The 23,873-nt window shown below is 57.0% G+C and carries 28 protein-coding genes and 1 other RNA gene; 15 read left to right on the forward strand and 14 right to left on the reverse strand.

The annotated features are described in order from the left end of the window. Positions 1-16: 16 nt before the first annotated feature. Complete coding sequence (locus ACR0AD_RS03680; RefSeq protein WP_480481072.1) at positions 17-250, reverse strand: sulfurtransferase TusA family protein; 234 nt, start codon at positions 248-250, stop codon at positions 17-19. 106 nt (positions 251-356) lie between these two features. Here ACR0AD_RS03680 and ACR0AD_RS03685 point away from each other — a divergent pair, with 106 nt between their 5' ends. From ACR0AD_RS03685 to ACR0AD_RS03700, 4 genes are all read left to right on the forward strand, one after another. Further along, complete coding sequence (locus ACR0AD_RS03685; RefSeq protein ID WP_480485723.1) at positions 357-1,109, forward strand: cytochrome c biogenesis CcdA family protein; 753 nt, start codon at positions 357-359, stop codon at positions 1,107-1,109. A 62-nt stretch (positions 1,110-1,171) separates the two neighbouring features. Beyond that, positions 1,172-2,374, forward strand: a complete 1,203-nt coding sequence (locus ACR0AD_RS03690; protein ID WP_480485721.1) for a hypothetical protein — start codon at positions 1,172-1,174, stop codon at positions 2,372-2,374. Then, on the forward strand, positions 2,371-3,720 hold the full coding sequence (locus ACR0AD_RS03695) for a cytochrome P450 (protein WP_480485719.1): 1,350 nt from the start codon (positions 2,371-2,373) through the stop codon (positions 3,718-3,720). Before ACR0AD_RS03690 ends, ACR0AD_RS03695 begins: the two co-directional genes overlap by 4 nt. A gap of 73 nt (positions 3,721-3,793) precedes the next feature. After that, positions 3,794-4,675 carry a fructose bisphosphate aldolase gene (locus ACR0AD_RS03700; RefSeq protein ID WP_209596162.1) on the forward strand — a complete coding sequence of 294 codons (882 nt, stop codon included), beginning with the start codon at positions 3,794-3,796 and terminating at the stop codon, positions 4,673-4,675. 3 nt (positions 4,676-4,678) lie between these two features. Here ACR0AD_RS03700 and ACR0AD_RS03705 read toward each other — a convergent pair whose 3' ends face one another. Genes ACR0AD_RS03705 through fumC form a run of 4 tightly spaced genes read right to left on the reverse strand, consistent with a single transcriptional unit; the run spans position 4,679 to position 7,129 of the window. Next, positions 4,679-5,281 (reverse strand): DNA-3-methyladenine glycosylase I, encoded by a 603-nt coding sequence (locus tag ACR0AD_RS03705; protein WP_480485716.1) that lies wholly within the window; start codon positions 5,279-5,281, stop codon positions 4,679-4,681. Between the two features lie 59 nt (positions 5,282-5,340). Then, a complete protein-coding gene (locus tag ACR0AD_RS03710) occupies positions 5,341-5,562 on the reverse strand; it encodes a ribbon-helix-helix domain-containing protein (RefSeq protein WP_480485714.1) in 222 nt (73 codons plus the stop codon). Further along, complete coding sequence (locus ACR0AD_RS03715; protein WP_480485712.1) at positions 5,559-5,735, reverse strand: DUF4169 family protein; 177 nt, start codon at positions 5,733-5,735, stop codon at positions 5,559-5,561. Before ACR0AD_RS03715 ends, ACR0AD_RS03710 begins: the two co-directional genes overlap by 4 nt. Beyond that, positions 5,735-7,129, reverse strand: coding sequence for a class II fumarate hydratase (gene fumC / locus ACR0AD_RS03720; RefSeq protein WP_480481058.1), 1,395 nt, complete (start codon positions 7,127-7,129; stop codon positions 5,735-5,737). Before fumC ends, ACR0AD_RS03715 begins: the two co-directional genes overlap by 1 nt. A 206-nt stretch (positions 7,130-7,335) precedes the next feature. Between fumC and ACR0AD_RS03725 the strand changes: the two genes are divergently transcribed. Beyond that, positions 7,336-7,899 carry a hypothetical protein gene (locus tag ACR0AD_RS03725; RefSeq protein WP_480481056.1) on the forward strand — a complete coding sequence of 188 codons (564 nt, stop codon included), beginning with the start codon at positions 7,336-7,338 and terminating at the stop codon, positions 7,897-7,899. Between the two features lie 27 nt (positions 7,900-7,926). On the opposite strand, the gene ACR0AD_RS03730 is transcribed toward ACR0AD_RS03725, so the two are convergent. The 9 genes from ACR0AD_RS03730 to ACR0AD_RS03770 form a co-directional block, all read right to left on the reverse strand. Beyond that, positions 7,927-8,388: an SspB family protein gene (locus tag ACR0AD_RS03730; protein ID WP_480481054.1), complete on the reverse strand. Its 462-nt coding sequence runs from the start codon at positions 8,386-8,388 to the stop codon at positions 7,927-7,929. Between the two features lie 76 nt (positions 8,389-8,464). Continuing rightward, on the reverse strand, positions 8,465-9,718 hold the full coding sequence (gene chrA, locus ACR0AD_RS03735; protein WP_480485710.1) for a chromate efflux transporter: 1,254 nt from the start codon (positions 9,716-9,718) through the stop codon (positions 8,465-8,467). Beyond that, complete coding sequence (locus tag ACR0AD_RS03740) at positions 9,715-10,530, reverse strand: chromate resistance protein ChrB domain-containing protein (RefSeq protein ID WP_209503997.1); 816 nt, start codon at positions 10,528-10,530, stop codon at positions 9,715-9,717. Before ACR0AD_RS03740 ends, chrA begins: the two co-directional genes overlap by 4 nt. A 131-nt stretch (positions 10,531-10,661) precedes the next feature. Further along, positions 10,662-11,093: an ester cyclase gene (locus ACR0AD_RS03745; RefSeq protein WP_209503996.1), complete on the reverse strand. Its 432-nt coding sequence runs from the start codon at positions 11,091-11,093 to the stop codon at positions 10,662-10,664. Positions 11,094-11,192: 99 nt separating this feature from the next. Further along, positions 11,193-11,539: a transfer-messenger RNA gene (gene ssrA, locus ACR0AD_RS03750) on the reverse strand. Positions 11,540-11,575: 36 nt separating this feature from the next. Further along, entirely contained in the window at positions 11,576-11,938 is a 363-nt protein-coding gene (locus ACR0AD_RS03755; RefSeq protein ID WP_480485708.1) for a DUF4345 family protein, read from the reverse strand. Between the two features lie 65 nt (positions 11,939-12,003). After that, entirely contained in the window at positions 12,004-12,654 is a 651-nt protein-coding gene (locus ACR0AD_RS03760; protein WP_480485707.1) for a hypothetical protein, read from the reverse strand. Positions 12,655-12,667: 13 nt separating this feature from the next. Next, on the reverse strand, positions 12,668-14,068 hold the full coding sequence (locus ACR0AD_RS03765; RefSeq protein ID WP_480485705.1) for a selenium-binding protein SBP56-related protein: 1,401 nt from the start codon (positions 14,066-14,068) through the stop codon (positions 12,668-12,670). Between the two features lie 117 nt (positions 14,069-14,185). Then, positions 14,186-14,917 (reverse strand): FadR/GntR family transcriptional regulator, encoded by a 732-nt coding sequence (locus ACR0AD_RS03770; protein ID WP_480485703.1) that lies wholly within the window; start codon positions 14,915-14,917, stop codon positions 14,186-14,188. Between the two features lie 115 nt (positions 14,918-15,032). Here ACR0AD_RS03770 and ACR0AD_RS03775 point away from each other — a divergent pair, with 115 nt between their 5' ends. From ACR0AD_RS03775 to rseP, 10 genes are all read left to right on the forward strand, one after another. Beyond that, positions 15,033-15,797 (forward strand): DUF2182 domain-containing protein, encoded by a 765-nt coding sequence (locus ACR0AD_RS03775; protein WP_480486473.1) that lies wholly within the window; start codon positions 15,033-15,035, stop codon positions 15,795-15,797. A 4-nt stretch (positions 15,798-15,801) separates the two neighbouring features. Then, positions 15,802-16,506 (forward strand): DUF1326 domain-containing protein, encoded by a 705-nt coding sequence (locus ACR0AD_RS03780; RefSeq protein WP_209596177.1) that lies wholly within the window; start codon positions 15,802-15,804, stop codon positions 16,504-16,506. Positions 16,507-16,659: 153 nt separating this feature from the next. Further along, complete coding sequence (locus tag ACR0AD_RS03785) at positions 16,660-16,794, forward strand: DinB family protein (protein ID WP_480472651.1); 135 nt, start codon at positions 16,660-16,662, stop codon at positions 16,792-16,794. Next, positions 16,795-17,898: a dimethylsulfoniopropionate demethylase gene (locus ACR0AD_RS03790; RefSeq protein WP_480485702.1), complete on the forward strand. Its 1,104-nt coding sequence runs from the start codon at positions 16,795-16,797 to the stop codon at positions 17,896-17,898. 106 nt (positions 17,899-18,004) lie between these two features. Further along, positions 18,005-19,000, forward strand: coding sequence for an acryloyl-CoA reductase (gene acuI, locus ACR0AD_RS03795; RefSeq protein ID WP_480485701.1), 996 nt, complete (start codon positions 18,005-18,007; stop codon positions 18,998-19,000). Between the two features lie 181 nt (positions 19,001-19,181). Then, a complete protein-coding gene (gene frr / locus ACR0AD_RS03800; RefSeq protein WP_480472657.1) occupies positions 19,182-19,745 on the forward strand; it encodes a ribosome recycling factor in 564 nt (187 codons plus the stop codon). Positions 19,746-19,754: 9 nt separating this feature from the next. Next, on the forward strand, positions 19,755-20,486 hold the full coding sequence (locus tag ACR0AD_RS03805) for an isoprenyl transferase (protein WP_480472659.1): 732 nt from the start codon (positions 19,755-19,757) through the stop codon (positions 20,484-20,486). Further along, positions 20,483-21,265, forward strand: a complete 783-nt coding sequence (locus ACR0AD_RS03810) for a phosphatidate cytidylyltransferase (protein ID WP_480481032.1) — start codon at positions 20,483-20,485, stop codon at positions 21,263-21,265. Before ACR0AD_RS03805 ends, ACR0AD_RS03810 begins: the two co-directional genes overlap by 4 nt. Next, the gene (dxr, locus tag ACR0AD_RS03815) at positions 21,265-22,437 is read left to right on the forward strand and encodes a 1-deoxy-D-xylulose-5-phosphate reductoisomerase (RefSeq protein ID WP_480485699.1); all 1,173 of its coding nucleotides are present in this window, start codon (positions 21,265-21,267) and stop codon (positions 22,435-22,437) included. Before ACR0AD_RS03810 ends, dxr begins: the two co-directional genes overlap by 1 nt. Positions 22,438-22,441: 4 nt before the next feature. Then, positions 22,442-23,794, forward strand: coding sequence for an RIP metalloprotease RseP (gene rseP / locus ACR0AD_RS03820; RefSeq protein ID WP_480481028.1), 1,353 nt, complete (start codon positions 22,442-22,444; stop codon positions 23,792-23,794). Positions 23,795-23,873: the final 79 nt, after the last annotated feature.

Here is a 23,873-nt window from a genome sequence, read left to right on the forward strand (position 1 = left end):
TTTTTATATCATTAAGTCAGTCGGATTTTTGGATCAGATAGACCTGATGTTCGCCATCCAAATCCTGAGACAGCAATGTGTGGCCAGCTTCGGCGCAAAAATGCGGGACATCGATGATGGCTGCCGGGTCATCAGCCAGTACACGCAACACAGAACCTTGCGGCATGGATTTCAGCCGTTTGCGGGCCTTGAGGACGGGCAGGGGGCAAAGAAGGCCCAGCGCATCCAGCGTATCTGTAATCTCTGACATGATTTTCGGGATAGGGCGTAGTTGTAATATTGTCCAGATTCCAAGCACGAGGATGTGACTCATTGGCCCCGTGACGGACCGCCAATCATCACTTATGTGCTTAGACATGTTCGGAATAGAAATCATAGACGCGGGGCTGCTGCCCGCCATGTTTGTTGCCCTGCTGGGTGGCCTGATCAGCTTTCTGTCGCCTTGTGTGCTGCCCATCGTGCCGCCCTATCTGGCATATATGAGCGGCGTCACGATCAACGAAATGCAGGATGAGACCCGCGCCCGGCGCAAGGCAACCATGTCAGCGCTGTTCTTTGTGTTGGGCCTGTCGACAGTTTTTCTGCTGTTGGGTTTCACTGCATCTGCCTTCGGGGCGTTTGTGCTGCAAAATCAGGTGCTTTTCGCTAAACTCTCCGGTGCCGTTGTCATTGTCTTTGGTCTGCATTTCCTGAATGTCTTCCGCATCCCCTTTCTGGACCGTGAAGCGCGGATCGAAACTGGTGATTCCGGTGGTTCGGTCTTTGGTGCTTATATTCTTGGATTGGCCTTTGCATTCGGCTGGACGCCTTGCATTGGCCCCCAACTGGGCGCGATCCTGTCCCTTGCGGCATCCGAGGCCTCGGTGGCGCGTGGAACGCTGTTGCTGGGTGTTTATGCCGCTGGATTGGGTATTCCGTTTCTGCTGGCCGCCATGTTCCTCAACCGCTCTATGACGGTGATGAACCGGATCAAGCCCTATATGGGTGTGATCGAAAAGGTCATGGGGGGGCTGCTGCTGTTCGTGGGCATCATGCTGGTGACAGGGCTGTTCACCCGCTTCAGCTGGTGGTTGCTGGAAACCTTTCCGGCGCTTGCGAATTTCGGCTGAGCGTCTGACCCCCTTACCTTGACCTAAAGCCTGCGTTAACCTGCGCGGCAGAAGGTAAAGGTATGAGCAGTCAAAGAAATCAGTCACAGGTGCGCAAACGCCGGGTGTTCTACATCCCCGGTTATGACCCGATGCCGCCGCGACGATATCGCGAGCTTTACCGAACCGAGTCGCAAGCGCAGGCCCGGATATCAGGATATGAGATCGCCATGGCTCCCAAGTCCGCGGAGGGTCTGTTCGGCTGGTCCGTGACGTCCATTCAGGACGGTGCGTCCGTCGAGACTGAAATTGAAGTACTGGTCTGGTCAGACATCGTGCGCGACAGCATGTCCGCGTCGATCCCTGCCACCTATGCGCAGTTGGCCCACACGGCGTGGATATACATTTCGACCGGTGCTTTGTGGCGCCTGATGCGGTTGCGCAAAGGCCCGGTGATTGCGGCGCTCTATCCGGTGGCGATGTTGGTGTCTCAGTTGCTGGTTGCGCTTGCGGTCGTGTGGACATCTGTGGTTGTGGCCGGCTGGTGGGGCCTGTTTCCGGGAATCGCCATTGCGGTTGCGCTGATGCTGTGGTTCCGCAAGATCGACAACCGGCTGTTTGCCTACTACCTGATGCATGATTATGCCTATTCCGCGCAGCTGAAGGGGGAAACTCCGCGCGAACTGAAAGACAGGCTGGCGGCATTCCGCAAGGCGATTGAAGCGGCGCTGATATCCGGTGTAGATGAGGTTCTGGTGGTAGGCCACAGTTCGGGCGCGCACCTGGGGGTGTCTGTTCTGGCCGACCTGATCCGCGACAGGGCGGTGCCGCAACAAGGGGCAGAGTTGTCGTTCCTCAGCCTGGGGCAGGTGGTGCCTATGGTGTCCTTTCTGCCAAATGCGCAGGGCCTTCGGTCCGACCTTCAATTCCTTTCCTCCAGTTCAGCCATCACATGGGTCGATGTCTCGGCCCCCGGGGATGGCTGCGCATTTGCGCTGTGTGATCCGGTGGCCGTTACAGGGGTGGCCAGGCCGGACAAACGCTGGCCGCTTGTCCTGTCGGCGGCCTTTACGCAAACTCTGGCGCCTGAACGTTGGAAAGCCCTGCGCTGGCGGTTCTTCCGGCTGCATTTTCAGTACCTTTGCGCATTCGATACGCCGGGTATTTACGACTATTTCCGAATTACAGCAGGCCCTTTGACGCTGAAACAGCGTTTCCGAGGACGTGCCCCCTCACGCAGCCGGATTGAGACGCCTGTGTCCAAATACACTTCGGTTCGCCCATGATCCCGCCCAAGCCCCAGCCGCGCGCAGACAAGGTTTCCCTATTGCGTTACCTGAAACTGTTTCGTCAGGATCTGCTGTCTGCACAGCCAGCGCGCCTTTATCGCGCGTGGATGGCCGAATTCAGGACACCCTTCTTTCGATCTTTCCTGATCAATCAACCGGACCTGATTGACACCGTCCTCAGGAAACGCCCCGAAGATTTCCCTAAATCGGGCCGGATCAGCGAAGGCCTGCGCCCTTTGCTTGGAAATTCGGTGTTCCTGACCAATGGAGAGACGTGGAAACGTCAGCGGCGCATCATTGACCCGGCATTTGAGGGCGGGCGGCTGAAAGACACGTTTCCCGCCATGCTGGCCGCGGCAGACGCATGTGTTGAGCGGTTACGCCCCCATGTCGGCAAACAGGTCGAAGTCGAAGAACAAACAAGCCACGCCGCAGCGGATGTGATTTTTCGCACCTTGTTTTCGGTGCCAATCGACCACGCCATAGCCAGCAAGGTGTTTGAAAAGTTCCGCAATTACCAGCGCGAACAACCTCTGCTGAACCTTGCAGCTTTCGTTCCGCTGCCCAAATGGATGCCTCGGTTCCACTCCCGGACGACACGGAAAAACGCCGAAGACATTCGTAACCTGATCACTGACCTGACCCATGAGCGGGCAGAGGCGATCAAGGCCGGAACCGCCCCCGATGATCTGGCAACCAAGATCATGACAACCGCTGACCCTGAAACCGGTCAGTTTTTCGGGCCCAAAGAAATGGTTGATCAGGTCGCGATCTTCTTTCTGGCAGGCCATGAAACCAGCGCATCGGCCCTGGCGTGGACATTGTATCTGCTGGCGCTTTATCCCGAATGGCAGGAAAGGATTACTGACGAAGCTGCCGCTCTGGACGACCCGACCTTTGCCTCGGTTTCCAAACTCAAGATCAGCCGCGACGTGTTTCGCGAGGCACTGCGCCTGTACCCACCGGTTCCCATGATGGTGCGAGAGGCCAAGTGCCCACACCAGTTCCGAAACAGAGACGTTCCCAACGGGTCACAAATCGTAATCAGCCCCTGGCACCTGCACCGTCACGAACGGTTATGGGACAATCCCGATGGCTTTGACCCGACCCGCTGGAACAGTGAAAACGGCAAAACATGCCAGCGTAAGGCATATATCCCGTTTTCCGCAGGTCCCCGCGTCTGTACCGGGGCCGGGTTTGCCATGGTCGAAGGGCCGCTGATCCTGTCGATGCTGGTGCGGAATTTCAAATTCGAAACAATCAGCGGCAAAACGCCGGTTCCGGTGGCCCATCTGACCGTTCGATCCAGGGATGGCATATGGTTGCGGCTGGTTGAGCGCTAACAAACTACCATCGGTCCTGACTGTGATGTATGCGGGGGAAGACATCGGAATCATCATTGAACGGGAAAACATTATGGCCAAAGCAGAACAGCGCGCGCAGATGATCAACGGCGCAGGCTTTATCGCGGCATTGGATCAAAGCGGCGGCTCGACCCCGAAAGCTCTGGCGTTGTATGGCGTTGACGCGTCGACCTACAGCTCGGACGCTGAGATGTTCGGCGAAATTCAAAAGATGCGCGCGCGGATCATTCTGGCAAATGACTTCACCAAAGACAAAGTCATCGGTGCGATCCTGTTCGAACGCACCCTTGGTGAAGAGATCGAGGGCCGCAAGGTCGCTGATTACCTCTGGTCGGTCAAAGGCATCGTGCCATTCCTGAAAATCGACAAGGGCCTCGAGGATCAGGCCAACGGCGTTCAGTTGATGAAACCGATCCCCGGTCTGGCCGACACGCTGGCTAAGGCAGAAGGCGTGTTCGGTACCAAGGAACGTTCGGTCATCCACGAGGCCAATGCCGACGGCATCGCGGCTGTGGTTGCCCAGCAATTCAACGTCGCCCGTGAAGTGACTGACGCCGGAATGGTTCCAATCGTCGAGCCGGAGGTCAACATTCATTCAGAAACCAAGGCGGAGGCCGAGGACATTCTGAAAGCTGAAATCCTGAAGAACCTGGACCAGCTGGCCGAAGGGCAAGAGGTCATGCTGAAGCTGACGATCCCGACACAGGCAAACCTGTATGACGAACTGGCTGACCATCCGCGTGTTCTGCGCGTTGTCGCGCTGTCAGGCGGGTATTCGACCGAAGAGGCCTGCAACCTGTTGGAACAGAACGGCAAAATGATCGCGTCTTTCTCGCGCGCACTGACCGAAGGTCTCTCGAAACAGCAGTCGGACGCCGAATTCAACGCCGCTTTGGGCGGCAATATCGACAAGATCTTCAAAGCCTCGGTCTGATCCTCAGACAGGTTTCGTGAAAGAGCGGCGCAACTGTGCCGCTTTTTTTCTGCTGATACAGCCTTCGGCATGGTCATTGACCAGCCCCATGGCCTGCATGAACGCAAACACCGTCGTGGGGCCAACAAACTTCCAGCCCCGTTTCTTGAGGTCCTTCGACATGGCCACCGACTCGGGCGATGTGGATGCCGATTGCGGGGGCGGCGGGGTTTCCGCCTCATACCGCCAGACATAGGCTGCCAGCGATCCTTCCGACGCCACCAGATCCTGCGCGCGGCGGGCGTTGTTGATCACCGCCTCGATCTTGCCCCGGTGGCGAATGATCCCATCATTTTGCAGCAGACGTTCAACATCGGCTTCAGAGAACTCAGCCATCTTGTTGAAATCAAATCCGTAAAACGCTTCTCGGAAATTCTCGCGCTTGTTCAAGATCGTGCGCCAGCTAAGACCCGATTGAAAACTTTCCAGGCACAGTTTTTCGAACAATCGCTGATCATCCGCGACCGGAAACCCCCATTCGTTGTCATGATAGTCAAAGAATTCCGGCGCCGCCTGGCACCAGGAACACCGAGGTTGACTGTCAGGTCCAGATATCGTGTTACCCATGAATGTACCCCTTTTGTTCCTTGGGGACGTTACACCCAACGACCAAGATCTGACAAGTGTTAAACCATGTCTCGGTACCAGTTCAGAATAAACACGCGAATAGCCGAGGCCAATCCGGTTTCCGGGTCGCGATCAACATCAATTTGCGCGGCCAGTGCATTGATTGGCTGATCTTTTTCTTTCGCAATATCGCGAAATGCCCGCCAGAATTCGTCTTCAAGCGAGACTGATGTCCGGTGTCCCTTGAGGGTCAATGAACGTTTTACCGGTCGACCGCTCATTCATCCAGCTCGTGATTGTCAAGGTCACGCTTCTGCTTGCCCTGCTGAAGCCTGACGATTGCTTTCTCGGACTTGGTGCGCCCAAAGGCGACGGCATTCTGATCTGCGCGGGCCTTCTTTTCGGCCCGCGCCTTTTCTTTTCGATACCGGTTCAGGTTGACCGGCTTGCCCATCAGTCTTTCGGGCCGATCATCTGTTCGGGGCGCACAACGGCATCAAAGGTTGCCTCGTCCACAAACCCCAGCGCGATGGCTTCTTCCTTGAGGGTTGTGCCGTTCTTATGCGCGGTCTTGGCGACCGTGGTGGCGTTGTCATAGCCGATGGTCGGGGCCAACGCCGTCACCAGCATCAGCGATTCCTTCATCAGCTTGTCGATGCGCGGCTCATTGGCCTTGATGCCCAGCAACATCCGCTCGGTAAAGCTGTCGGCGGCGTCGCCCAGCAACTGGATCGATTGCAACAGGTTGTAGGACATCATCGGGTTATAGACGTTCAGCTCGAAATGGCCCTGACTGCCTGCAAAATTCATCGCGGCGTTGTTGCCCATCACATGCGCCGCAACCTGTGTCAACGCCTCGGCCTGGGTCGGGTTCACCTTGCCGGGCATGATGGACGAGCCGGGCTCGTTCTCGGGCAGGATCAGTTCGCCAAGCCCCGAACGCGGGCCAGAGCCCAGGAAACGGATGTCGTTGGCGATTTTATAGCAGCTGCCCGCGATGGTCGCCAAAGCCCCGGACATAAAGACCATGGCGTCATGGGCGGCCAGCGCTTCGAACTTGTTCGGCGCGGTCACGAAGGGCAGGCCGGTGATCTGCGCCATATGGCCCGCAACCGCTTCGCCCCAACCGTTTTGGGTGTTCAGGCCGGTGCCTACGGCGGTGCCGCCTTGCGCCAGTTCGTAGATGCCGGGCAGCGCTGCGTGAACGCGTGCAATCCCCTGACGAATCTGGTGGGCATAACCGCTGAATTCCTGCCCCAGTGTCAGAGGCGTTGCATCCTGCGTATGAGTCCGGCCGATCTTGATGATGTCCTTGAACTCATCAGCCTTCTGCTCAAGACCAGAGGCCAGTTTTTCAAGCCCAGGCAGAAGGACGTCACGAACACTCATCGCTGTGGCGATGTGCATCGCGGTGGGAAAGGTGTCATTCGACGACTGACCCATGTTGCAGTGATCGTTCGGATGCACGGGGTCTTTTGAACCGATGACACCGCCCAGAATTTCGATGGCGCGGTTCGCGATGACCTCGTTCGAGTTCATGTTCGACTGGGTGCCGGAACCCGTCTGCCAGACGACCAGCGGAAAGTTGTCGTCAAACTTGCCTTCGATCACCTCACCCGCGGCCTGAATGATGGCATCGGCAATCCTGGCATCCAGTTTTCCGGTCGCCTTGTTCTCCATCGCGCAGGCTTGCTTGATCACGCCCAGCGCACGCACAATGGCAATGGGTTGTTTCTCCCAACCGATCGGGAAGTTCATGATCGAACGCTGCGTTTGCGCGCCCCAATACTTGTCGACAGGAACCTCGAGCGGGCCAAAGCTGTCGGATTCGGTGCGGGTCTGAGACATCTGTCACTCCGTCTGGTATGCTGTTGTATGCCGTTTAGCCGCAGCCAAGCTGTGACGCAATCGGCCAGTTGCGCGCACCTTAAACCCAAGGGCGTCAAAGGTATAGGCGCGGGGTGCGTCACTTTTATTGTTATCGTCGGGGAATGTGCCATTGTGCGCGGCCCCCTCTCAGCTACAATAGGTTCGTAGCCGCCTTGGAGGACAAGATGTCGAATTTCCATCGCATTACGCTTGAAAAAGCGATCGTGTTATTTGCTGTCTGTGCTTTGTGGCTGTCTGTTCTGGGCGCATCTGCGCGCGCCGCGGACATTACCCCGTTCCTGGGGGATTATGTGGGCTCGGCAAATGTCGTGGATGCGGACGGAACCTCAACCCCGCGGGATATGAGCGTTTCCATTTTCGAGACCAAAAACGGGTTCAACGTCAGCTGGCAAACCACGACCTACAAGCTGGACGGGCGGGTAAAAGAACAGCAGTTTTCCATCGACTTCGTGCCCTCGGACCGCCCGGATGTATTTTCGGCCGCAATGAAACGCAACGTGTTCGGTCATGAGGTTCCGCTGGATCCGATGAAAGGTGAACCCTTCGTCTGGGGGCGTATCGAAGGCGAAACGCTGACGGTGTTTTCGTTGTTCATTGACGTTGACGGCGGATATGAATTGCAGCAGTTCGACCGAACCCTGGCCGAAGACGGGCTGAACCTGTCATTCTCGCGCTTCATAGACGGTCAGAAATCCCGATCTGTCGAAACATTTCTGATGAAACGCTGAACCCCGCGCAGGGCGGGGCTCAAAGGCTTATTTGCGGAAGCTGTCCAGCGACACGACATCGGCGTCGTGATGCGCCTGTTCTTCCTCTTCGACTTCGATCAAGTCCTCTGCAACATAATCGTCCTCATCTTCGTCGTCCGGGCTTTCGAACCGCAGTCCAAATTCCACCGATGGATCGACAAAGGTCTTGATCGCGCCATAGGGGATGTAAAGCGGTTCCGGCGCGTCTCCGAAATTAAGGGTAATGGCGAATCCGTTCTCTCCGACCTCGAGGTTTTCAAACCAGTGTTGCATGACGATTGTCATTTCTTCCGGATACCGGTCGCGCAGCCAATCGGCGATATCCACGCCATCTTCGCGTGTGTCGAAGGTAATGAAAAAGTGATGCGCTCCGGGCAGACCGGATTTCGATACATCCGTCAGCACAGTCTTGATAAGCCCGCGCATGGCGGTGTGCATCAGGTTGCCATAGTCGATGCCTTGCGACATGTGTCATCCTCAAAAGTGGTTAAGCTCAGCATAGGGGTTTTGTTCGGAAACGAAAGGGCAGGTATGATCGGATTGATCAGATATTATGCGCAACCAGCCCTGCCAGTGACATCAGAACCAACACTGTTCCGATCCCCAATTTTAGTCGAAATATCAATATTCCAGCAATAAAGGTTAACGCAAGCGCCGGGATGTTGAGCGAAGACACTTGGGGCACGGGTATTGCCGCCGGACCCAAATTCATGTCTGGCACCGATTCGAAAAGAACGTTCAGGGCAAACCACACGGAAAGGTTGAGAATCACTCCGACAACAGCGGCGGTAATGCCGTGAAGGGCGGCAGACAGGCGGGGGCGTGTGGCCAGACGGTCAAGGTAAGGGGCCGTCAGGAAAATCCACAGAAAGCAGGGCACAAACGTTGCCCATAGCGCAACAGCGCCCGCAGCAAGCGCCAGTGAGAATCCACCGTTGATCTGTCCCGCCAGCATGGCGACAAACTGTGTAACCAGTATCAATGGCCCAGGGGTGGTTTCTGCCAGCCCCAATCCGTCGATCATCTGGTCTGCACTGATCCAGTGGTACTGATCCACAACCGTTTGCGACATATAGGCCAGAACGGCATAGGCGCCGCCAAAGGTCACAACAGCCAGCCGGGCAAAGAACCATCCCAGATCGCTGAGCAATTGGTGGCCGCTGAGTGTTAACGCGACAAGCGGCCCCAGCCAAAGCGGCAACCAGATCGCTATCGTCCGGGCCGAGCGGGCAAGGTGCGGCGTGTCCTGAGCCGCGGTTTTCCCGATGGGTCCATTATAACGCAAATACCCCCAAAGGGCCGCGATCAAAATGATCAGGGGGAAGGGCAGGTTGAACAGAAAGATCGACAGAAACGACAGACCCGCGATGACACGATGCTCCGTATCCGTCAGCGCCTTACCTGACAGCTTGCGCAGGGCTTGCAGGACGATCACAATGACGGTCGCCTTGATGCCGGTAAATGCGGATTGCACCAGTGGAACGTCGCCGAATGCTGAATAAAGCGCGACCAGAACAGTAATGACAAACGCCCCCGGCAACACGAACAGGCTGCCCGCAATCAGCCCGCCCGCGACGCCGCGCAAACGCCAGCCTGCGTAGGTTGCTAATTGCATTGCCTCGGGACCGGGCAGCAACATGCACAAGGAAAGCGCGCGCAGATAGGTCTGTTCATCCAGCCAGGGCCTGTGCTCGACCAGTTCCTGATGCATCAGCGAGATCTGGGCAGCGGGCCCCCCAAATGACAACAGGCCGATCCGTCCGAATACCTTGAAAAGGTCCAGTGTCGAAGGTTTCATGCGCCATGACCCGATGGCCAGTCATGCTTTTCATCAAATCCGTCGCGTGCCCAGCGGAACAGGGCATCATAAAGGTGCAACCCAGCTTCAAGCTGAGCATGATCATCGCGATACTGGCGGGACAAACCAACCGAGAACGCCAGCAACCCAGCGGCTTCCGGGGCCAGATCGTGCTGGTCGGTATCCGCAGCGCGTATGATCCGGGCCATACGCTCAAGCGCCTCGGTTCGCAGGTCAAATGCCCGGATCATCGTGTCAAATGTGCAGCCGCTGTCCTGATGTGTCCAAAATGCATTCGGAACGTCAAAGGGGGTGGCATCAAAATGATCAACGACTCCCTGAACTTCTTCCGACGCGACGAAAAGGAACCGTGCATTGCGGTCAACAAACCGGCGGATCAGCCAGGGGCAGGCGATACGGTCAATTTTGGGCCTTTGGCGCGTAACCCACAATGTGCTGCCATTAATGGGCGCCGGCAGAATCGACTGTGGGATCAACGGCGCCTCGCGCTGCTCGTGCCACCCTTCAAACCCGCCTTCCAGATGTTCGGCGTTTTTGCCCATCCCGCGCAGCCAGGACGCCGCCCCCTGACTCAGCTTTTTGCCTTTGTGGCAGATAATTACACAAGGGTCGTTGCCAATCAGACGAGTCATCGCGTCGATTTCCGTGTGCGGTAAGCGAGTTGATCCCGGTATCAGCCGCGGGTCCTCACTGAAATCCGCGTCGGTGCGTATGTCGATCAGAACAGGCGCCTGAGGCGTTCCGATCAATCGGCTCAATTGGGTTGGTGTGATGGCGTTAAGAGCAGCCATAGCATGTCTCCTTTAGTCATTCGGATCCATGCGAAGCTTGGGCTGACGCCTCACGGGGTGTTCGCAAGCTGACCCCCTGCATCAGTGCTACCGCGCAAGAACGTAGGGGGTCAAGTTTACGGTTTGAACCGTCAGGCCCAGTCGAGCCTCTGACCGGTCATGCACACCGGAAGGGTGTCGGCAGGAAACTGACCCATCTCTTCAAAAAACGAGATGAAATCGAAATGATTATACGCTTCGACCATCTTATTGTTTTTGAACCGGGCCATGACCTGACCGGTGACCTCCAAAGGGGCACCATTATCGGCCCGGCACGTCTGCACATGCAGGATGGCGGATACCCAATCGCCATTCTCGATGATCTTGGGCAAATCCACCTTGATATCCCCCAGGACATGGCGAAATGCCGTGACGAGATCCCGAAAATCGTCTGCACCCACCTGCATTTCGGGGATCAGCCCCTCGGCCATGGTTTCTGGCGCAAAGAACTGATCGATTGCCTCGGTGTTTCCGTTTTCCCAAACCTCAGAATACCAGGATCTGAGTATCTCTGAATTCGTCATCCCAACGCTCCTGTCCAACTGCGAACACGATGGCAAAAAGGAATGAACAAACTCTGAATCTGCGCAAGGGCGGCATAAATATCAGACATATTGGGGGGAAGTGCAGGTTTCTGTTGCCAGGTACCTGCGAACCCCGCCTTACGCGGCTAGGCGCAAGGACTTAAGTTTCGGTCTTGTTACTGCTTACGCAGCAACTGCAACCGGAGCACGATTGTCGTTTGCAATTGTACTGTTTTCGCCGGTAACGGTGGCAGACAGCCGAGACAAAGCTTACCCCTTTAGACGTTCGTCGATCCTGTTTCGGCCCCGTGATCCTCAAACGAAGGATTTTGGTGGAGCCGCCGGGTACCGCCCCCGGGTCCGATCCGCTTATTACGAGCGCGTTTATGTCCATAGTCCCGAAGGACACCTCATATATAGGTGAGGAGAGCTGCGGATGCAAACCCAGAATACACATCTTGGACCGCTTTAATTACAGCACGTTATGCGGCCCTGTTGAAGTTAGCGGCGATCAACCATATCGCCAGCACCAGTTCGATTCCACCAAAGGTTGCTGCCTTCACAAAAGGCGGGTTATCCAGCGCCAGTGACAGGAAGCGGCCCAGTGCGGCACCGGCATAGACAATGCCCAACATCGTGTAGGCCATCGGAGAATTCAGCCAGATGACAGCAATGCCCGAGACGACAAACAGCCCTCCGACCGAAGCGCGCAGTTCGCTCAGACCCATGGTGCTGTTGGTGGGTGCCAGATCCAGCGCGTTGGCGGTATGAACTGGCGCCAGAAAGCCGAACAGGCCAAAACCGATTGTCAGCAACGCGGCAATGACATTCAGGGTCGTGATCATCCGGGCCTCATTGAATTGTAATATCAGCACCTAAGGATAGTGTGTTACGGCCCAAAGGAAAGCGATTAAACCGCCGACCACAGCCCCAAAAGACCAACCAAAACAAGGCTGAGAGCCCAGATGAGTTCAAGGTTGAACCAGCTGCGGGACAGGAAACGCAGCCCCAGCCAACGATAAACAGCGAAGGCCAGAAACCCTCCGCCCAGAACCATGGCGGCGGTGTGCAAGGCCGCAACTCCCAGAACCAGCAGACCGTTTGTTGTCATGATTTTGGAGATCGCCTGATGACCGGCATCCAGTTCATCCAACTGGCACAAACCAAGATAGATCGGAACCAGCATAAGGGCGGCCCCGTGGGCAAGCGCCACGAGAAACGACCACAGCGCCAGTTTGCTGGGTGGTATGCGCGACAGAAAACGGGGGTGACGGCGGGTGATCGCAATGTATAGCCCCATCGCGATGACAATCAACGCAGCCCCGATGCGGATTTCCCGTTGATAATCAACCAGAACGGCCATCAGGGCAAAGGGCAGAAGGACACCCAGCATAGCAACAAAATGCCCGCCGGCCAAAGCTGCCAGCGCGCGCCAGAGAGCGGATTGGCGCTGCTCCATCAGGGCTGACGAAACCGCCAGCGGCCAGCCCATCCCGGGGTTCAGCCCGTGATACGCGCCGCTCAGAACAACGGCCAGCCAAAGGCCAGCCGTTGATGTCATCAGGATTTCCAATTCAGACCGAAGGGTAACAGAAACTGTCGGTTGAACAATCTCCGCCCTCCAGCCGGATTTGGTGGCTGCGATATCCTTTGGGGAAATCGACCCAGAACTTCGGATCCAAAACCAGCCCGCCATTGTCGCCGACATCCGCCTTGACCATGGCCGCACCGCCTTCTTCGGGATAGAACTGATCATCCCACGTGGAATAAAGCGAATTGGTCCAATAGACGCGTTTACCATCGCGGCTGATCTCGACCATTTGCGGGCCATAGCCAAAGGTCTGACCGTTCGGATGTTTGGTCTTTTTGACAATCCCTCCGATTTCGACCTTCCCGGCAAGGGTCGGGTTCATCGGATCGGACACATCATATTGATGCATCTCGCCGGTTCCCCAGCACGCGACATAAAGGTACTTGTCATCCAGGCTCAGGTCGATATCGGTGACCAGTGGCGGTACAGCGGCAAACCCCTTGAGAAGATCAGGAAGATCATCAGGATCAGCGGGTTGCGGGTCGATGGTGATCGTTTTCTTGGCTTCGAACGTGCCGTCGTCATTGCGCCACCACGTAAAGATTGCGCCTTGCAGGTTGGTTGTATCAACGACAACGCCGCAGAACCCGTATTGTTTGACCGGGTCATGCGCGGGCCGGATTTCCAGCGCCATCTGGTGGTTTTCGCCCAGATCGATGGTTTGAATATTGGTCCGGTTGCGCAGGTTCCAGAAATGGATGCGGTGACCGTATTTGTTCGAAAGCAGATCTTCGGCCACCAGCCCGTTTTCAAATTGCGGGGGAAGGCCCCATTCGGAACTGACCATGTAATCGCGCGGCAGATTCCACCAGAAATCATAGTGCTTGTCCTGCACGCCGCGCTCGATCTCATAGCGCCCGATGATCTCGAAGGTTTCACAATCCATAATGAAAATACCCGGAGGGCCATCGGTGCCGTCCGCGCCGCCGCCGCCCAGCGTGCTGACATAGATGCCTTCCGGCCCGCAATGGATCGTGTGTGGTCGTGAATACCCTGTTTTGTCAAAGACTTCCTCGGGTTCGATGATCTTGTGAATCTTCGCCTCAAGCGGGTTCTTTACATCGATGATGTATATCCGGCTGGAACGGATACCGGGGATAATCAGATAGCGACGTTCCAGAAACGCATGACCGCTGAGCGGAGACAGCGACGAGGAACAGGCATTCCAACCAAAATGGTGAAACTCGTCGCCTTTTTCGGGCATGATCACCTGGTGCACGATCTTCCCGAAATCGGCCGAGGTCGGATCGACATTCACAACTGCCAGCCCGTCGGGTTGCGAAAAATCGGGGCTGAGCATCAGCGTGAATGCAAGCGTTTCAGCGGGGCCTTCCATCGCCAGCTTGGCCGACGGATAAAAGGTTGGGTCCGGTCTTTTGTTCATAACGTCCTCCCGTAAATCATTGTCATTCAATTCTTATTGAGAGTTCCGGTCTTGGCGCCGGATGACATTCTGCCTGCTCGTACCTCTGCCTTTGAAAGTATGTTTCCGTCTAAGCCTTCAGGCCGGTTTGCGTTTGCGTTCGGCCACATCGTGGGCCAGTTGCTGTGTGTAATGCTCCAGGTCGACCAACGCCGTGTCGACAATATCTGCGTCTCTGGCTTCAAGCGCGTCCGCAATTCTGGTGTGCAATGCGATGATTTCTTCGCGCGACCGAGCTGTGAAGGTAATCATGTTCATCAAAGGTTGCATCGCCTCGACCGCGCCAGCCAGTTGATAGGACAGGACAGGGTTGTCGGCCCCGTCTACCAGGGCCCTGTGAAAGGTGACGTCTGAAGCACAAAACGCCTCATCCGTCAGACCGGGCTGGGACTGGCGAAAGATTTCCGCCCGCATCGTGGCAAGCTGATCCGCCGTTCGTCTTTGGGCAGACAGGGGGGCACAGGCCCGTTCCAGCGCATAGCGGGCCTCGCAGGCCGTATCAAAGCTGACCGCGTTCATCGACAGCAGCAGGGTCGAGGTCGTGATCTGCTGCGAATAGGCATCTTCGAAACTCAGACGGTTTACGAACGCACCTCCGGTTGCGCCACGCTGCGTGCGGATCAGGGATTGCGCCGCCAGTCGTTTCAAAGCCTCACGCACCGTTGGGCGCGAAACTTGAAATTGCTCGGATAGTTCCGCTTCCGAGGGCAGGCGCGCATCCACAATCAACTCGCCCGAAACAATCGCGTCCCGGATGGCTTGTGCAATCTGGGCAGACAGGTCGGCGGTTTTCCGAGGCGCTATTTTCATATTCAGAAGACCCTGAGTAAATTTTTATTTGTCTGACATTTAAAAGTCTGACATTTGAAAAGCAAGAGAGTTGAGTCGGGAGGCCGAAGTGAGTCGTACTTGGCTGCGCAGCGGAATGTGGCTGGGCTTTTATGTCCTGATCCTGTGGGCATGGTGGGTCATGTTCGCGATGGGCCGCGACATGGACTTGGACCTGATCGGTCGTCCGGGGCCTATGGGGCAGGCGATGGCTGCGATGGACCCGCGCATGGACATGTACATGCCCATGGCCGAGTTTGGCACGCTGTTCTGGATGTGGGCGATCATGATGGCCGCCATGATGCTGCCGACGCTTGTGCCAACCCTGCGCAGTTATGACGACCTGATCCGCAGCGCCAATGGCACCCGTGCCGGGTGGCTGGGTGTGCTTGCAAGGTATTCCTTGGTTTGGGTCGGGTTTGCGGCTGTGATCGCGGGAACGCAACTGGCTTTGCTGTTTGGTGACGTGATCGACATGCTAGGCATTGCCAGATCCGGCTGGGTTGCGGGCGGGTTGATGATAGCGGTTGGCGCGTTTCAGTTCTCGCGCGTCAAAGAGGTCTGCCATGGCGTGTGCCACGCCCCGATGACCTATTTCCTGGGCCATTGGAAAACCGGATTTGCGGGCGGCGTTCGCATGGGACTGGGCCTTGGTACCTTCTGCGTCGGATGCTGCTGGGGTTTCATGGCGCTGGGTTTTGTAGGCGGCGTCATGAGCCTGTTGTGGATGGGTCTTGCGACCCTGTTCATGGTTTTGGAAAAACTTCCCCAGATCGGGCATGCTGTAACCCGACCGGTGGGAGTTGCATTGATTGCGGGCGGTCTTTTCCTGCTCGTCTACCCTATTAGCTACGGAGGATAAGCCAATGGCTAAGAACAGAAAACCAGATGCCGATCGGTTGCCCGTCAGCCAGCGTATCGACAGCCGGATGCCCAATCCCAAACGTCGCGAGATGAGCCCGACGGACTGGGCCATCAAGGGGGAGTTGATCCTGAACTGCTCGTGCGATGTGTTCTGTCCCTGCGTCGTTTCACTGGGCGCGCACCCTCCGACCGAAGGGCATTGTCATGCCTGGATGGGTATTATCGTTGATGAGGGCCATTACGAGGGCGAGGACCTGTCGGGTCTGAATGTCGGCCTGCTGGTCGATATTCCCGGCCGGATGGGTGAAGGCCAGTGGAAAGTGGCGGCTTACGTAGATGAACGCGCCAGCGGCAAAGCCTATAACGGGCTGCTGCAAATCTTCAGCGGGCAGGCGGGCGGCACCACCGGTCTGTTCACCATGCTCGTCAGTGAAATCATCGGGGCCGAACGGGCGCCGGTTCAGATCGAGCGTGACGGCACCAAACGTCGCATCATGATAGGTCGCAAGATTCAGGGTGAGATCGAGATGCTGGCAGGCAAAGACCCCGAGCATCCCGTGATGGTTTCAAACTCAAAATACTGGATGGGTCCTGACATCATCGTGGCGCGTGGCACCAAGTCGAAAGTGCGCGACTACGGGCGCGTTTGGGATTTTGGCGGCAAGTCCGCTGAAATCTGTCCGATCGATTGGCACGGGCCCAAGTGATGATCACAGGCGCACTTGCGCAAGAGATGGCGCGGTAAAATCACTGGCAAAACTCGCAGTTGGCCGAGTTTCTGCAATAGTTGTCGCATCAGAAACTGACTGTTGATTGGGCCAATCAAAAGGTGCTTAGTCGTAAAAGAGGTCGACATCACAATGTCTTACGAAAACTGTGTCATCCATATCTTCAACCATCAGACCCACCACCGGGATCAATTGCACAAAATGCTGACCGAAGTTGGTTCGCAAACGCCCGTCAGCGACATCGTCTTTATGCCCAAGGAGGTTTGAATGCCGCAGATTTCCGACTCTCGCCGCTTGCGGCGCACACCGTTTTCAGAAGGGGTCGAGGCCGCAGGGGTCAAGGGATACACGGTTTACAACCGCATGCTGTTACCCACGGTCTTCGACAGCATCGAAGCCGATTACCGGCATCTGAAATCCCATGTGCAAGTCTGGGATGTCGCATGCGAGCGGCAGATCGAGCTGCGCGGACCGGACGCCGCGCGCTTGATGCAGATGCTGACCCCGCGCGATTTACGGGGGATGTTGCCGGGGCAATGTTTCTATGTCCCCATCGTGGACGAAACCGGAGGCATGCTGAATGACCCGGTTGCGGTAAAACTGTCCGAAGACCGCTGGTGGATTTCAATCGCTGACAGCGACCTGTTGTTGTGGGTCAAGGGAATCGCCGTTGGATATCGTCTGGATGTGCTGGTGGACGAACCGGATGTGTCACCTCTTGCTGTTCAGGGTCCCAAAGCCGACGACCTGATGGCGCGTGTCTTTGGCGACCGGGTGCGCGACATCCGGTTCTTCAAATTCGATATGTTCCAGTTTGAAGGTCGCGATCTGGCTGTGGCGCGATCGGGCTATTCCAAACAAGGCGGGTTCGAGATTTATGTGGAAGGCAGCGATATCGGCATGCCCCTGTGGAACGCCCTGTTTGCAGCAGGGGAAGATTTGCAGGTGCGCGCCGGATGCCCGAACGTTATCGAACGGATTGAAGGCGGCCTTTTGTCTTATGGCAATGACATGACCGACGACAACACCCCGCATGAGTGCGGTTTGGGCAAGTTCTGCAACACACATACCGCGATTGGCTGTATCGGTCGGGACGCGTTGCTGCGTGTGGCCAAGGAAGGGCCTGTTCAGCAAATCCGCCCCGTCGCCATTGCCGGCGATCCTGTACCGGGCTGCGACCGCCCATGGGGCCTTTACGCGGACGGCAAGCGTGTGGGGCAGGTGACCTCGGCCGCGTGGTCACCCGATTTCAACACCAACGTCGCCATTGGCATGGTACGCCTGAGCCATTGGGATGCGGGAACGGAGCTGGACGTAGAAACACCAGATGGAATGCGCCGCGCGACCGTGCAGCCGCATTTCTGGATTTAAAGGGGGGTTTTGGGGGCGCTGCCCCCGTCGCTGCGCGACTCCCCCGGGATATTTGGGGCCAGGTGAAGCAACGGGCCGGTTACAGAAACACGAAAGGAATTGAGAGATGTTCAATGCACTTGTGATGGACAAGGACGAAGAAAGCGGTTTGGCGAGCGCGTCGGTCAGGCAACTCACGCTGGATGATCTGCCGCATGGCGACGTCACGGTCGCGGTTGAATATTCCACAGTGAACTACAAGGACGGTCTGTGTCTGTCCCCCAAGGGGGGCGGTTTGGTGCGGGCGTATCCGCATGTCCCCGGAATTGATTATGCCGGTACTGTCGAGGCATCGACCGATGCGCGTTACAAGCCGGGTGACAAGGTTGTTCTGACCGGGTGGCGGGTAGGCGAGGCGCATTGGGGTGGTTATTCGCAGAAAGCCAGTGCCAAAGCGGACTGGCTTGTGCCTCTGCCGGATGGGCTTGATACCCGGCAGGCGATGGCTGTTGGTACCGCCGGGTTTACCGCGATGCTGGCCGTGATGGCGTTGGAGGATCACGGGCTGACCCCCGATCGCGGCCCGGTTCTGGTAACCGGGGCGGCCGGTGGTGTCGGGTCGGTGGCCACTGCCATTCTGGGTCATCTCGGCTATCAGGTGGCTGCCGTGACCGGGCGACCCGAAACCGGAGATTATCTGAAATCGCTGGGTGCAACGACAATAGTGCCCCGCGATGAGCTGAATGAGACAACCAAGCGCCCGCTGGAAAGTGAAACCTGGGCAGGCTGCGTGGATGCTGTGGGCGGTGCGATGCTGGCGCGTGTGCTTGGGCAAATGAAATACGGCTGCTCGGTCGCGGCCGTGGGTCTGGCGGGCGGTGCGGCGTTGCCTGCAACGGTGATTCCCTTCCTGCTGCGCGGTGTGAATCTTTTGGGCATCGACAGTGTCATGCAGCCCTATGAAAACCGGGTTCGTGCCTGGAAAAGGATCGCCACCGACCTGCCCATGGACAAGCTCGAGTCGATGGTTCAACCGGCGGCCTTGTCTGATCTTCCGCAACTGGGTGCCGATATCCTGAAAGGGCAGGTCAAAGGGCGCGTTGTTGTCGATGTGAATGCCTGAGCGCAGATGACAGCCTAAACCCGATACGATGCCGTGTCGGGTTTTGCGAAGGCGCGTTTGGTACAAAATGATCGCAACACCTCTGGCCATTGGTACAAAACCGCCTCATGATTGCTATACATCCCAAATGTGATGGCGTAAGACCCATCCAAAGAGTACCTGAATACGGGGAGTGAGCAGCATGTCTGACGACTTCGAACTGGACACCGATGACCTGAAACGCCGCATGGATGGCGCAATGGCCAATCTGAGAACCGAATTTGCCTCGCTGAGAACCGGGCGCGCCTCGGCTTCGATGCTTGAGCCCATTATGGTAGACGCTTACGGCTCGACGACACCGATCAACCAGGTGGGCACCGTCAACGTCCCAGAGCCGCGCATGGTCACTATAAATGTGTGGGATAAGTCATTGGTAGGAAAGGTTGAAAAGGCCATTCGCGAAAGCGGATTGGGCATCAACCCTCAGCTGAACGGCACAATCATAATGCTGCCGATTCCCGAGTTGAACGAAGAGCGTCGCCGTGAACTGGGCAAGGTCGCTGGCCAATATGCGGAAAGCGCCCGGATCGCGATCCGCAATGTGCGCCGGGACGGCATGGATCAGATCAAGAAGGCAAAAGCGGACGGTATGTCTGAAGACGACCAGAAGCTGTGGGAAAGCGAAGTGCAGGATCTGACGGATGCGATGATCAAGGCTGTAGATGCGGCGCTTGAAACCAAGCAAACTGAAATCATGCAGGTCTGATCTGGTCTGATGCCGAAAGATCCCCAAACCGATCCGGTCTGCGGCCCGCGCCACGTCGCTATCATCATGGATGGCAATGGCCGTTGGGCGCAGGCGCGTGGTCGCCCCAGGTTGTTTGGGCACCATGCCGGTGCGCGGCGTGTTCGCGAGGTTGTCGAGGCCTGCCCGCATCTGGGGATCAAGTATCTGACAGTGTTTGCATTCTCGACCGAGAACTGGAAACGAACGCAGGTTGAGGTAGCCGGGTTGATGAGCCTGTTTCGGCGCTACATCATCAAGGAGACACGGACCCTGGCGGACAATGGCATCCGGGTTCGGTTCATAGGTGATCGGGTACGGTTGGATTCGAAACTGATCGAATTGATGGATTCACTGGAAGAGGAAACCAAGGACAACGACCTTGTTCATCTGACGGTCGCCCTGAACTATGGCGGTCGGGACGAGGTGGCGCGCGCCACCAAACGTCTCGCGCGGGATGTGGCCGACGGGCGGCTTAAACCCGAGGATGTGGATGAAGAAACGTTACCTAAGTACCTGGACACGCGCGTTCTTCCGGATCCTGACCTTGTCATTCGCACCAGTGGAGAAGCACGGATTTCGAACTTTCTGCTGTGGCAGTCCGCCTATTCCGAGTACGAATTCATAGATACCTTGTGGCCGGATTTCACTGCCGCAGAACTCGAAAGGCTTTGTCGCAACTATGGGGCCAGAGAGCGTCGGTACGGGGCGGTTCTGGCATGAGTGATGGCCGGTGGTCTGATCTGACGAGCCGGGTCCTTTCTGCCGCCGTTCTGGTTGCAATAGGGGCCATCGAAGTCTGGCTTGGCGGTCTCTGGTTCGAGGTCTTCATTGCGGCTGCTTGTGGCCTGATGACCTGGGAACTGGTTCGGATGATTGACCCTGAAAGCCAGGGTGTGGCCGTCCAGTTGGGCGTTCTGACTGCGTTTGCGGTTATCCTCAGCTACCACCTGCCGGCGCTGTACACGCTCCCGGTCGTGCTTGCGCCAGCTTTGGTGGGTATGGGACAGATCAGCCGCTCGAAACCCCTGTACGGAATGTTCGCGGTCTGGATTGTTGCGGCTGGTCTGGGTTTCATTTCCATTCGCGAAAACTCGGGTTTTGGCTGGATGGTCTGGCTGATCGCGGTGGTGGTTGCCACCGATGTGGCGGGCTATTTTGTGGGTAAAATGGTCGGTGGACCCAAGTTCTGGCCAAAGGTCAGCCCCAAGAAAACATGGTCGGGAACGGCAGGCGGATGGGCTGCCGCAGCCTGTGTCGGTATCGTCTTCGCAAGCCACGCGGGTTTCGGGTTTGCCTTTGTTGTTGTTTCCGTTCTCGCATCAATGGCCAGTCAGGCGGGTGACATAATCGAAAGCGCGATCAAACGTAAATTCGGGGTCAAGGACAGTTCAAATCTGATCCCCGGCCATGGCGGCTTTCTGGATCGGTTCGACGGCATGATGGGGGCTGCGGTGTTTGTTCTGATCGCAGGGCTTTTGTACACGCCGGGTGAGATGTAATGCGACGGATTTCCGTTCTTGGGGCCACGGGTTCGATCGGGCAAAACACGCTTGATCTGATTTCGCGTAAACCCGAAGACTATGATGTGGTGGCCCTTACAGGCGGCGCAAATATTCGACAACTTGCCGATGACGCTCGTCGGTTGCGCGCCGATCTAGCTGTCACGGCACACGAAGACAGGTTGGAGGATTTGCGTGCCGCACTGGCCGGAAGTGGGGTCGAAGCGGCGGCCGGGCCGCGTGCGATCGCCGAGGCCGCAGCGCGCCCGGCGGACTGGGTCATGTCAGCCATCGTCGGAGCAGCGGGCCTTGCGCCTGGGATCGAAGCCCTGAAACAAGGAACAACACTGGCCTTGGCCAACAAGGAAACATTGGTCTGCGCAGGATCATTGGTTCTGGACACTGCAAAAAACCATGGCGCGCGTTTGCTTCCTGTCGACAGTGAACATTCGGCGGTGTTTCAGGCATTGGTTGGTGAAGATATCGACGCTGTCGAGAGGGTGATTATCACCGCAAGTGGCGGAGCGTTCCGCGATTGGCCGCTGAAAGATCTGGCAAACGCCACCGTCGAACAAGCGTCCAGCCATCCGAATTGGGATATGGGCCAGCGGATCACGATCGACAGTGCCTCGATGTTCAACAAGGCGTTGGAAGTTATAGAAACAAAAGAATATTTCGGAGTTTCCCCGGATCAGATCGAAGTTTTGGTTCATCCTGAATCCATTGTCCATGCAATGGTCGGGTTTCGGGATGGCGCGATGATGGCACATATGGGCGCCCCCGATATGCGCCACGCCATTGGGTATGCGTTGCACTGGCCCGACAGGCAGGAGCTGCCGGTTCAGCGGCTGGACCTGGCAAAGCTGGGACAGCTGCGTTTTAACGAACCGGATCTGACACGCTATCCAGCCCTGAAACTCGCCTGGGACGTGACGCAGCGTGGTGGGCTGGCTGGCGCAGTATTCAATGCCGCCAAGGAACGCGCGCTGGATCACTTCATTGCGGGCCGGATCGGCTTTCTTGATATGGCGGATACCGTTTCTGCCGTTTTGGACAGGTTTGACGCAACGGGTGGCCTTATTGATGCCCCGATGACACTTGATAACGTGCAGCAAACCGACCATCTGGCACGTCAGTGGGTCGATAACACTGTGATGGAACGAGCAGGATAGAAATTTGGACGTACTTTCGCTGATCCCGCAATTCGGCAATCTGCTGTGGACGATTGTTGCCTTTGTTATTGCGCTGTCGGTCATTGTGGCCGTGCATGAATATGGCCATTACATTGTGGGCCGGTGGTCTGGTATCCATGCCGAAGTCTTTTCGCTCGGGTTTGGGCCGGTGCTCTGGAGCCGCAAGGATAAACGCGGAACCAAGTGGCAGATCGCAGTGTTGCCTTTTGGTGGATACGTGAAATTTCTGGGCGATGCCAATGCGGCCTCGGGCAAGGATGAAGAGGCGATGGAAGACATCGCGACCCAAAATCCTGAGGAGTTGCGCCGCACCATGCACGGCGCCCCGCTATGGGCACGGGCAGCAACTGTCGCGGCTGGCCCGGTCTTTAATTTCGCCATGTCCATTCTGGTTTTTGGCCTGATCTTCTGGTCACAGGGCGTGTCGCGCGAACCCCTGACCGTTGGCGCGTTGCAGCCTTTGCCAGGCACCGTGCAGGAATTGCGCGAAGGCGATGTGATTACGGCTATCGCCGGTCGTCCGACACCGGACTATGACGAAGAAGTCGCATGGAAGGAATTCATCGATCAGCTGCCTGTTCAACCGGTTCTGGATTATTCCGTGATCCGCGATGGCCAACCCCTTGAGGTTCAGGCCCCCTGGATGCTTCCGCCGCTGATCCGTCAGGTTGCTCCGCGTAGCGCGGCTATGGATATCCAACTGAAGCAAGGGGATGTCATCACCTCGGTCAATGGTGAACCGATCTTTGCCTTCGAACAGCTAAAGGATCATGTCGAAGGATCGGACGGCCGCGTCTTGCTGCTTGAAGTCTGGCGGGATGGGTCCGAGTTGGAATTTGCCCTGGCGCCCCGGCGCACGGATGAACCGCAGCCTGATGGTGGTTTTGTCACCCATTGGCGCATCGGAATCGTCGGCGGCATGATGCTTGAGCCTGCAACCGTACCGGCTGGTCTTTTCGATTCCCTAAAGGGCGGTGTCATCCAGACTGGACGCATCATCGAAGGGTCCTTATCCGGCATGTGGCACATGGTGACGGGTGCAATCAGCACCTGCAACATCTCGGGGCCAATCGGAATTGCCGAAACCTCGGGGGCGATGGCCAGCCAGGGGGCACAGAATTTTATCTTCTTCATTGCTGTCCTGTCGACGGCGGTCGGGTTGTTGAACCTGTTTCCCATTCCGGCGCTGGATGGCGGACATCTCGTCTTCTACGCCTACGAGGCCATTGCCGGGAAACCGCCCAGCGACCGGGCGATGCGCATACTCATGGGCATTGGAATTTCGATCATTCTGACCCTGATGCTGTTTTCGGTCAGCAACGACCTGTTCTGCTGAATGTGGCGGCTGGAGCAGATTCCAGCCGCATTACCGCCATATTTCAGCGCTACAATATTCCCGTCTAAAGGGAACAGTC

The organism is Ruegeria sp. BH8, assembly GCF_056538065.1.

Bases quoted from the DNA above. Each gene is read 5' to 3' on its own strand.
- chrA (WP_480485710.1), bottom strand. From the start codon at position 9,718: ATGAAACCTTCGACACTGGACCTTTTCAAGGTATTCGGACGGATCGGC.
- ACR0AD_RS03745 (WP_209503996.1), bottom strand. From the start codon at position 11,093: ATGACGAATTCAGAGATACTCAGATCCTGGTATTCTGAGGTTTGGGAA.
- ACR0AD_RS03775 (WP_480486473.1), top strand. From the start codon at position 15,033: ATGTGGCTGGGCTTTTATGTCCTGATCCTGTGGGCATGGTGGGTCATG.
- ACR0AD_RS03695 (WP_480485719.1), top strand. From the start codon at position 2,371: ATGATCCCGCCCAAGCCCCAGCCGCGCGCAGACAAGGTTTCCCTATTG.
- ACR0AD_RS03755 (WP_480485708.1), bottom strand. From the start codon at position 11,938: ATGATCACGACCCTGAATGTCATTGCCGCGTTGCTGACAATCGGTTTT.
- ACR0AD_RS03725 (WP_480481056.1), top strand. From the start codon at position 7,336: ATGTCGAATTTCCATCGCATTACGCTTGAAAAAGCGATCGTGTTATTT.
- ACR0AD_RS03810 (WP_480481032.1), top strand. From the start codon at position 20,483: ATGAGTGATGGCCGGTGGTCTGATCTGACGAGCCGGGTCCTTTCTGCC.
- ACR0AD_RS03770 (WP_480485703.1), bottom strand. From the start codon at position 14,917: ATGAAAATAGCGCCTCGGAAAACCGCCGACCTGTCTGCCCAGATTGCA.
- ACR0AD_RS03785 (WP_480472651.1), top strand. From the start codon at position 16,660: ATGTCTTACGAAAACTGTGTCATCCATATCTTCAACCATCAGACCCAC.
- ACR0AD_RS03740 (WP_209503997.1), bottom strand. From the start codon at position 10,530: ATGGCTGCTCTTAACGCCATCACACCAACCCAATTGAGCCGATTGATC.
- ACR0AD_RS03700 (WP_209596162.1), top strand. From the start codon at position 3,794: ATGGCCAAAGCAGAACAGCGCGCGCAGATGATCAACGGCGCAGGCTTT.
- ACR0AD_RS03790 (WP_480485702.1), top strand. From the start codon at position 16,795: ATGCCGCAGATTTCCGACTCTCGCCGCTTGCGGCGCACACCGTTTTCA.
- ACR0AD_RS03705 (WP_480485716.1), bottom strand. From the start codon at position 5,281: ATGGGTAACACGATATCTGGACCTGACAGTCAACCTCGGTGTTCCTGG.
- fumC (WP_480481058.1), bottom strand. From the start codon at position 7,129: ATGTCTCAGACCCGCACCGAATCCGACAGCTTTGGCCCGCTCGAGGTT.
- ACR0AD_RS03685 (WP_480485723.1), top strand. From the start codon at position 357: ATGTTCGGAATAGAAATCATAGACGCGGGGCTGCTGCCCGCCATGTTT.
- acuI (WP_480485701.1), top strand. From the start codon at position 18,005: ATGTTCAATGCACTTGTGATGGACAAGGACGAAGAAAGCGGTTTGGCG.
- ACR0AD_RS03730 (WP_480481054.1), bottom strand. From the start codon at position 8,388: ATGTCGCAAGGCATCGACTATGGCAACCTGATGCACACCGCCATGCGC.
- ACR0AD_RS03760 (WP_480485707.1), bottom strand. From the start codon at position 12,654: ATGACATCAACGGCTGGCCTTTGGCTGGCCGTTGTTCTGAGCGGCGCG.
- ACR0AD_RS03680 (WP_480481072.1), bottom strand. From the start codon at position 250: ATGTCAGAGATTACAGATACGCTGGATGCGCTGGGCCTTCTTTGCCCC.
- ACR0AD_RS03805 (WP_480472659.1), top strand. From the start codon at position 19,755: ATGCCGAAAGATCCCCAAACCGATCCGGTCTGCGGCCCGCGCCACGTC.
- ACR0AD_RS03690 (WP_480485721.1), top strand. From the start codon at position 1,172: ATGAGCAGTCAAAGAAATCAGTCACAGGTGCGCAAACGCCGGGTGTTC.
- ACR0AD_RS03710 (WP_480485714.1), bottom strand. From the start codon at position 5,562: ATGAGCGGTCGACCGGTAAAACGTTCATTGACCCTCAAGGGACACCGG.
- ACR0AD_RS03780 (WP_209596177.1), top strand. From the start codon at position 15,802: ATGGCTAAGAACAGAAAACCAGATGCCGATCGGTTGCCCGTCAGCCAG.
- ACR0AD_RS03715 (WP_480485712.1), bottom strand. From the start codon at position 5,735: ATGGGCAAGCCGGTCAACCTGAACCGGTATCGAAAAGAAAAGGCGCGG.
- ACR0AD_RS03765 (WP_480485705.1), bottom strand. From the start codon at position 14,068: ATGAACAAAAGACCGGACCCAACCTTTTATCCGTCGGCCAAGCTGGCG.
- frr (WP_480472657.1), top strand. From the start codon at position 19,182: ATGTCTGACGACTTCGAACTGGACACCGATGACCTGAAACGCCGCATG.
- dxr (WP_480485699.1), top strand. From the start codon at position 21,265: ATGCGACGGATTTCCGTTCTTGGGGCCACGGGTTCGATCGGGCAAAAC.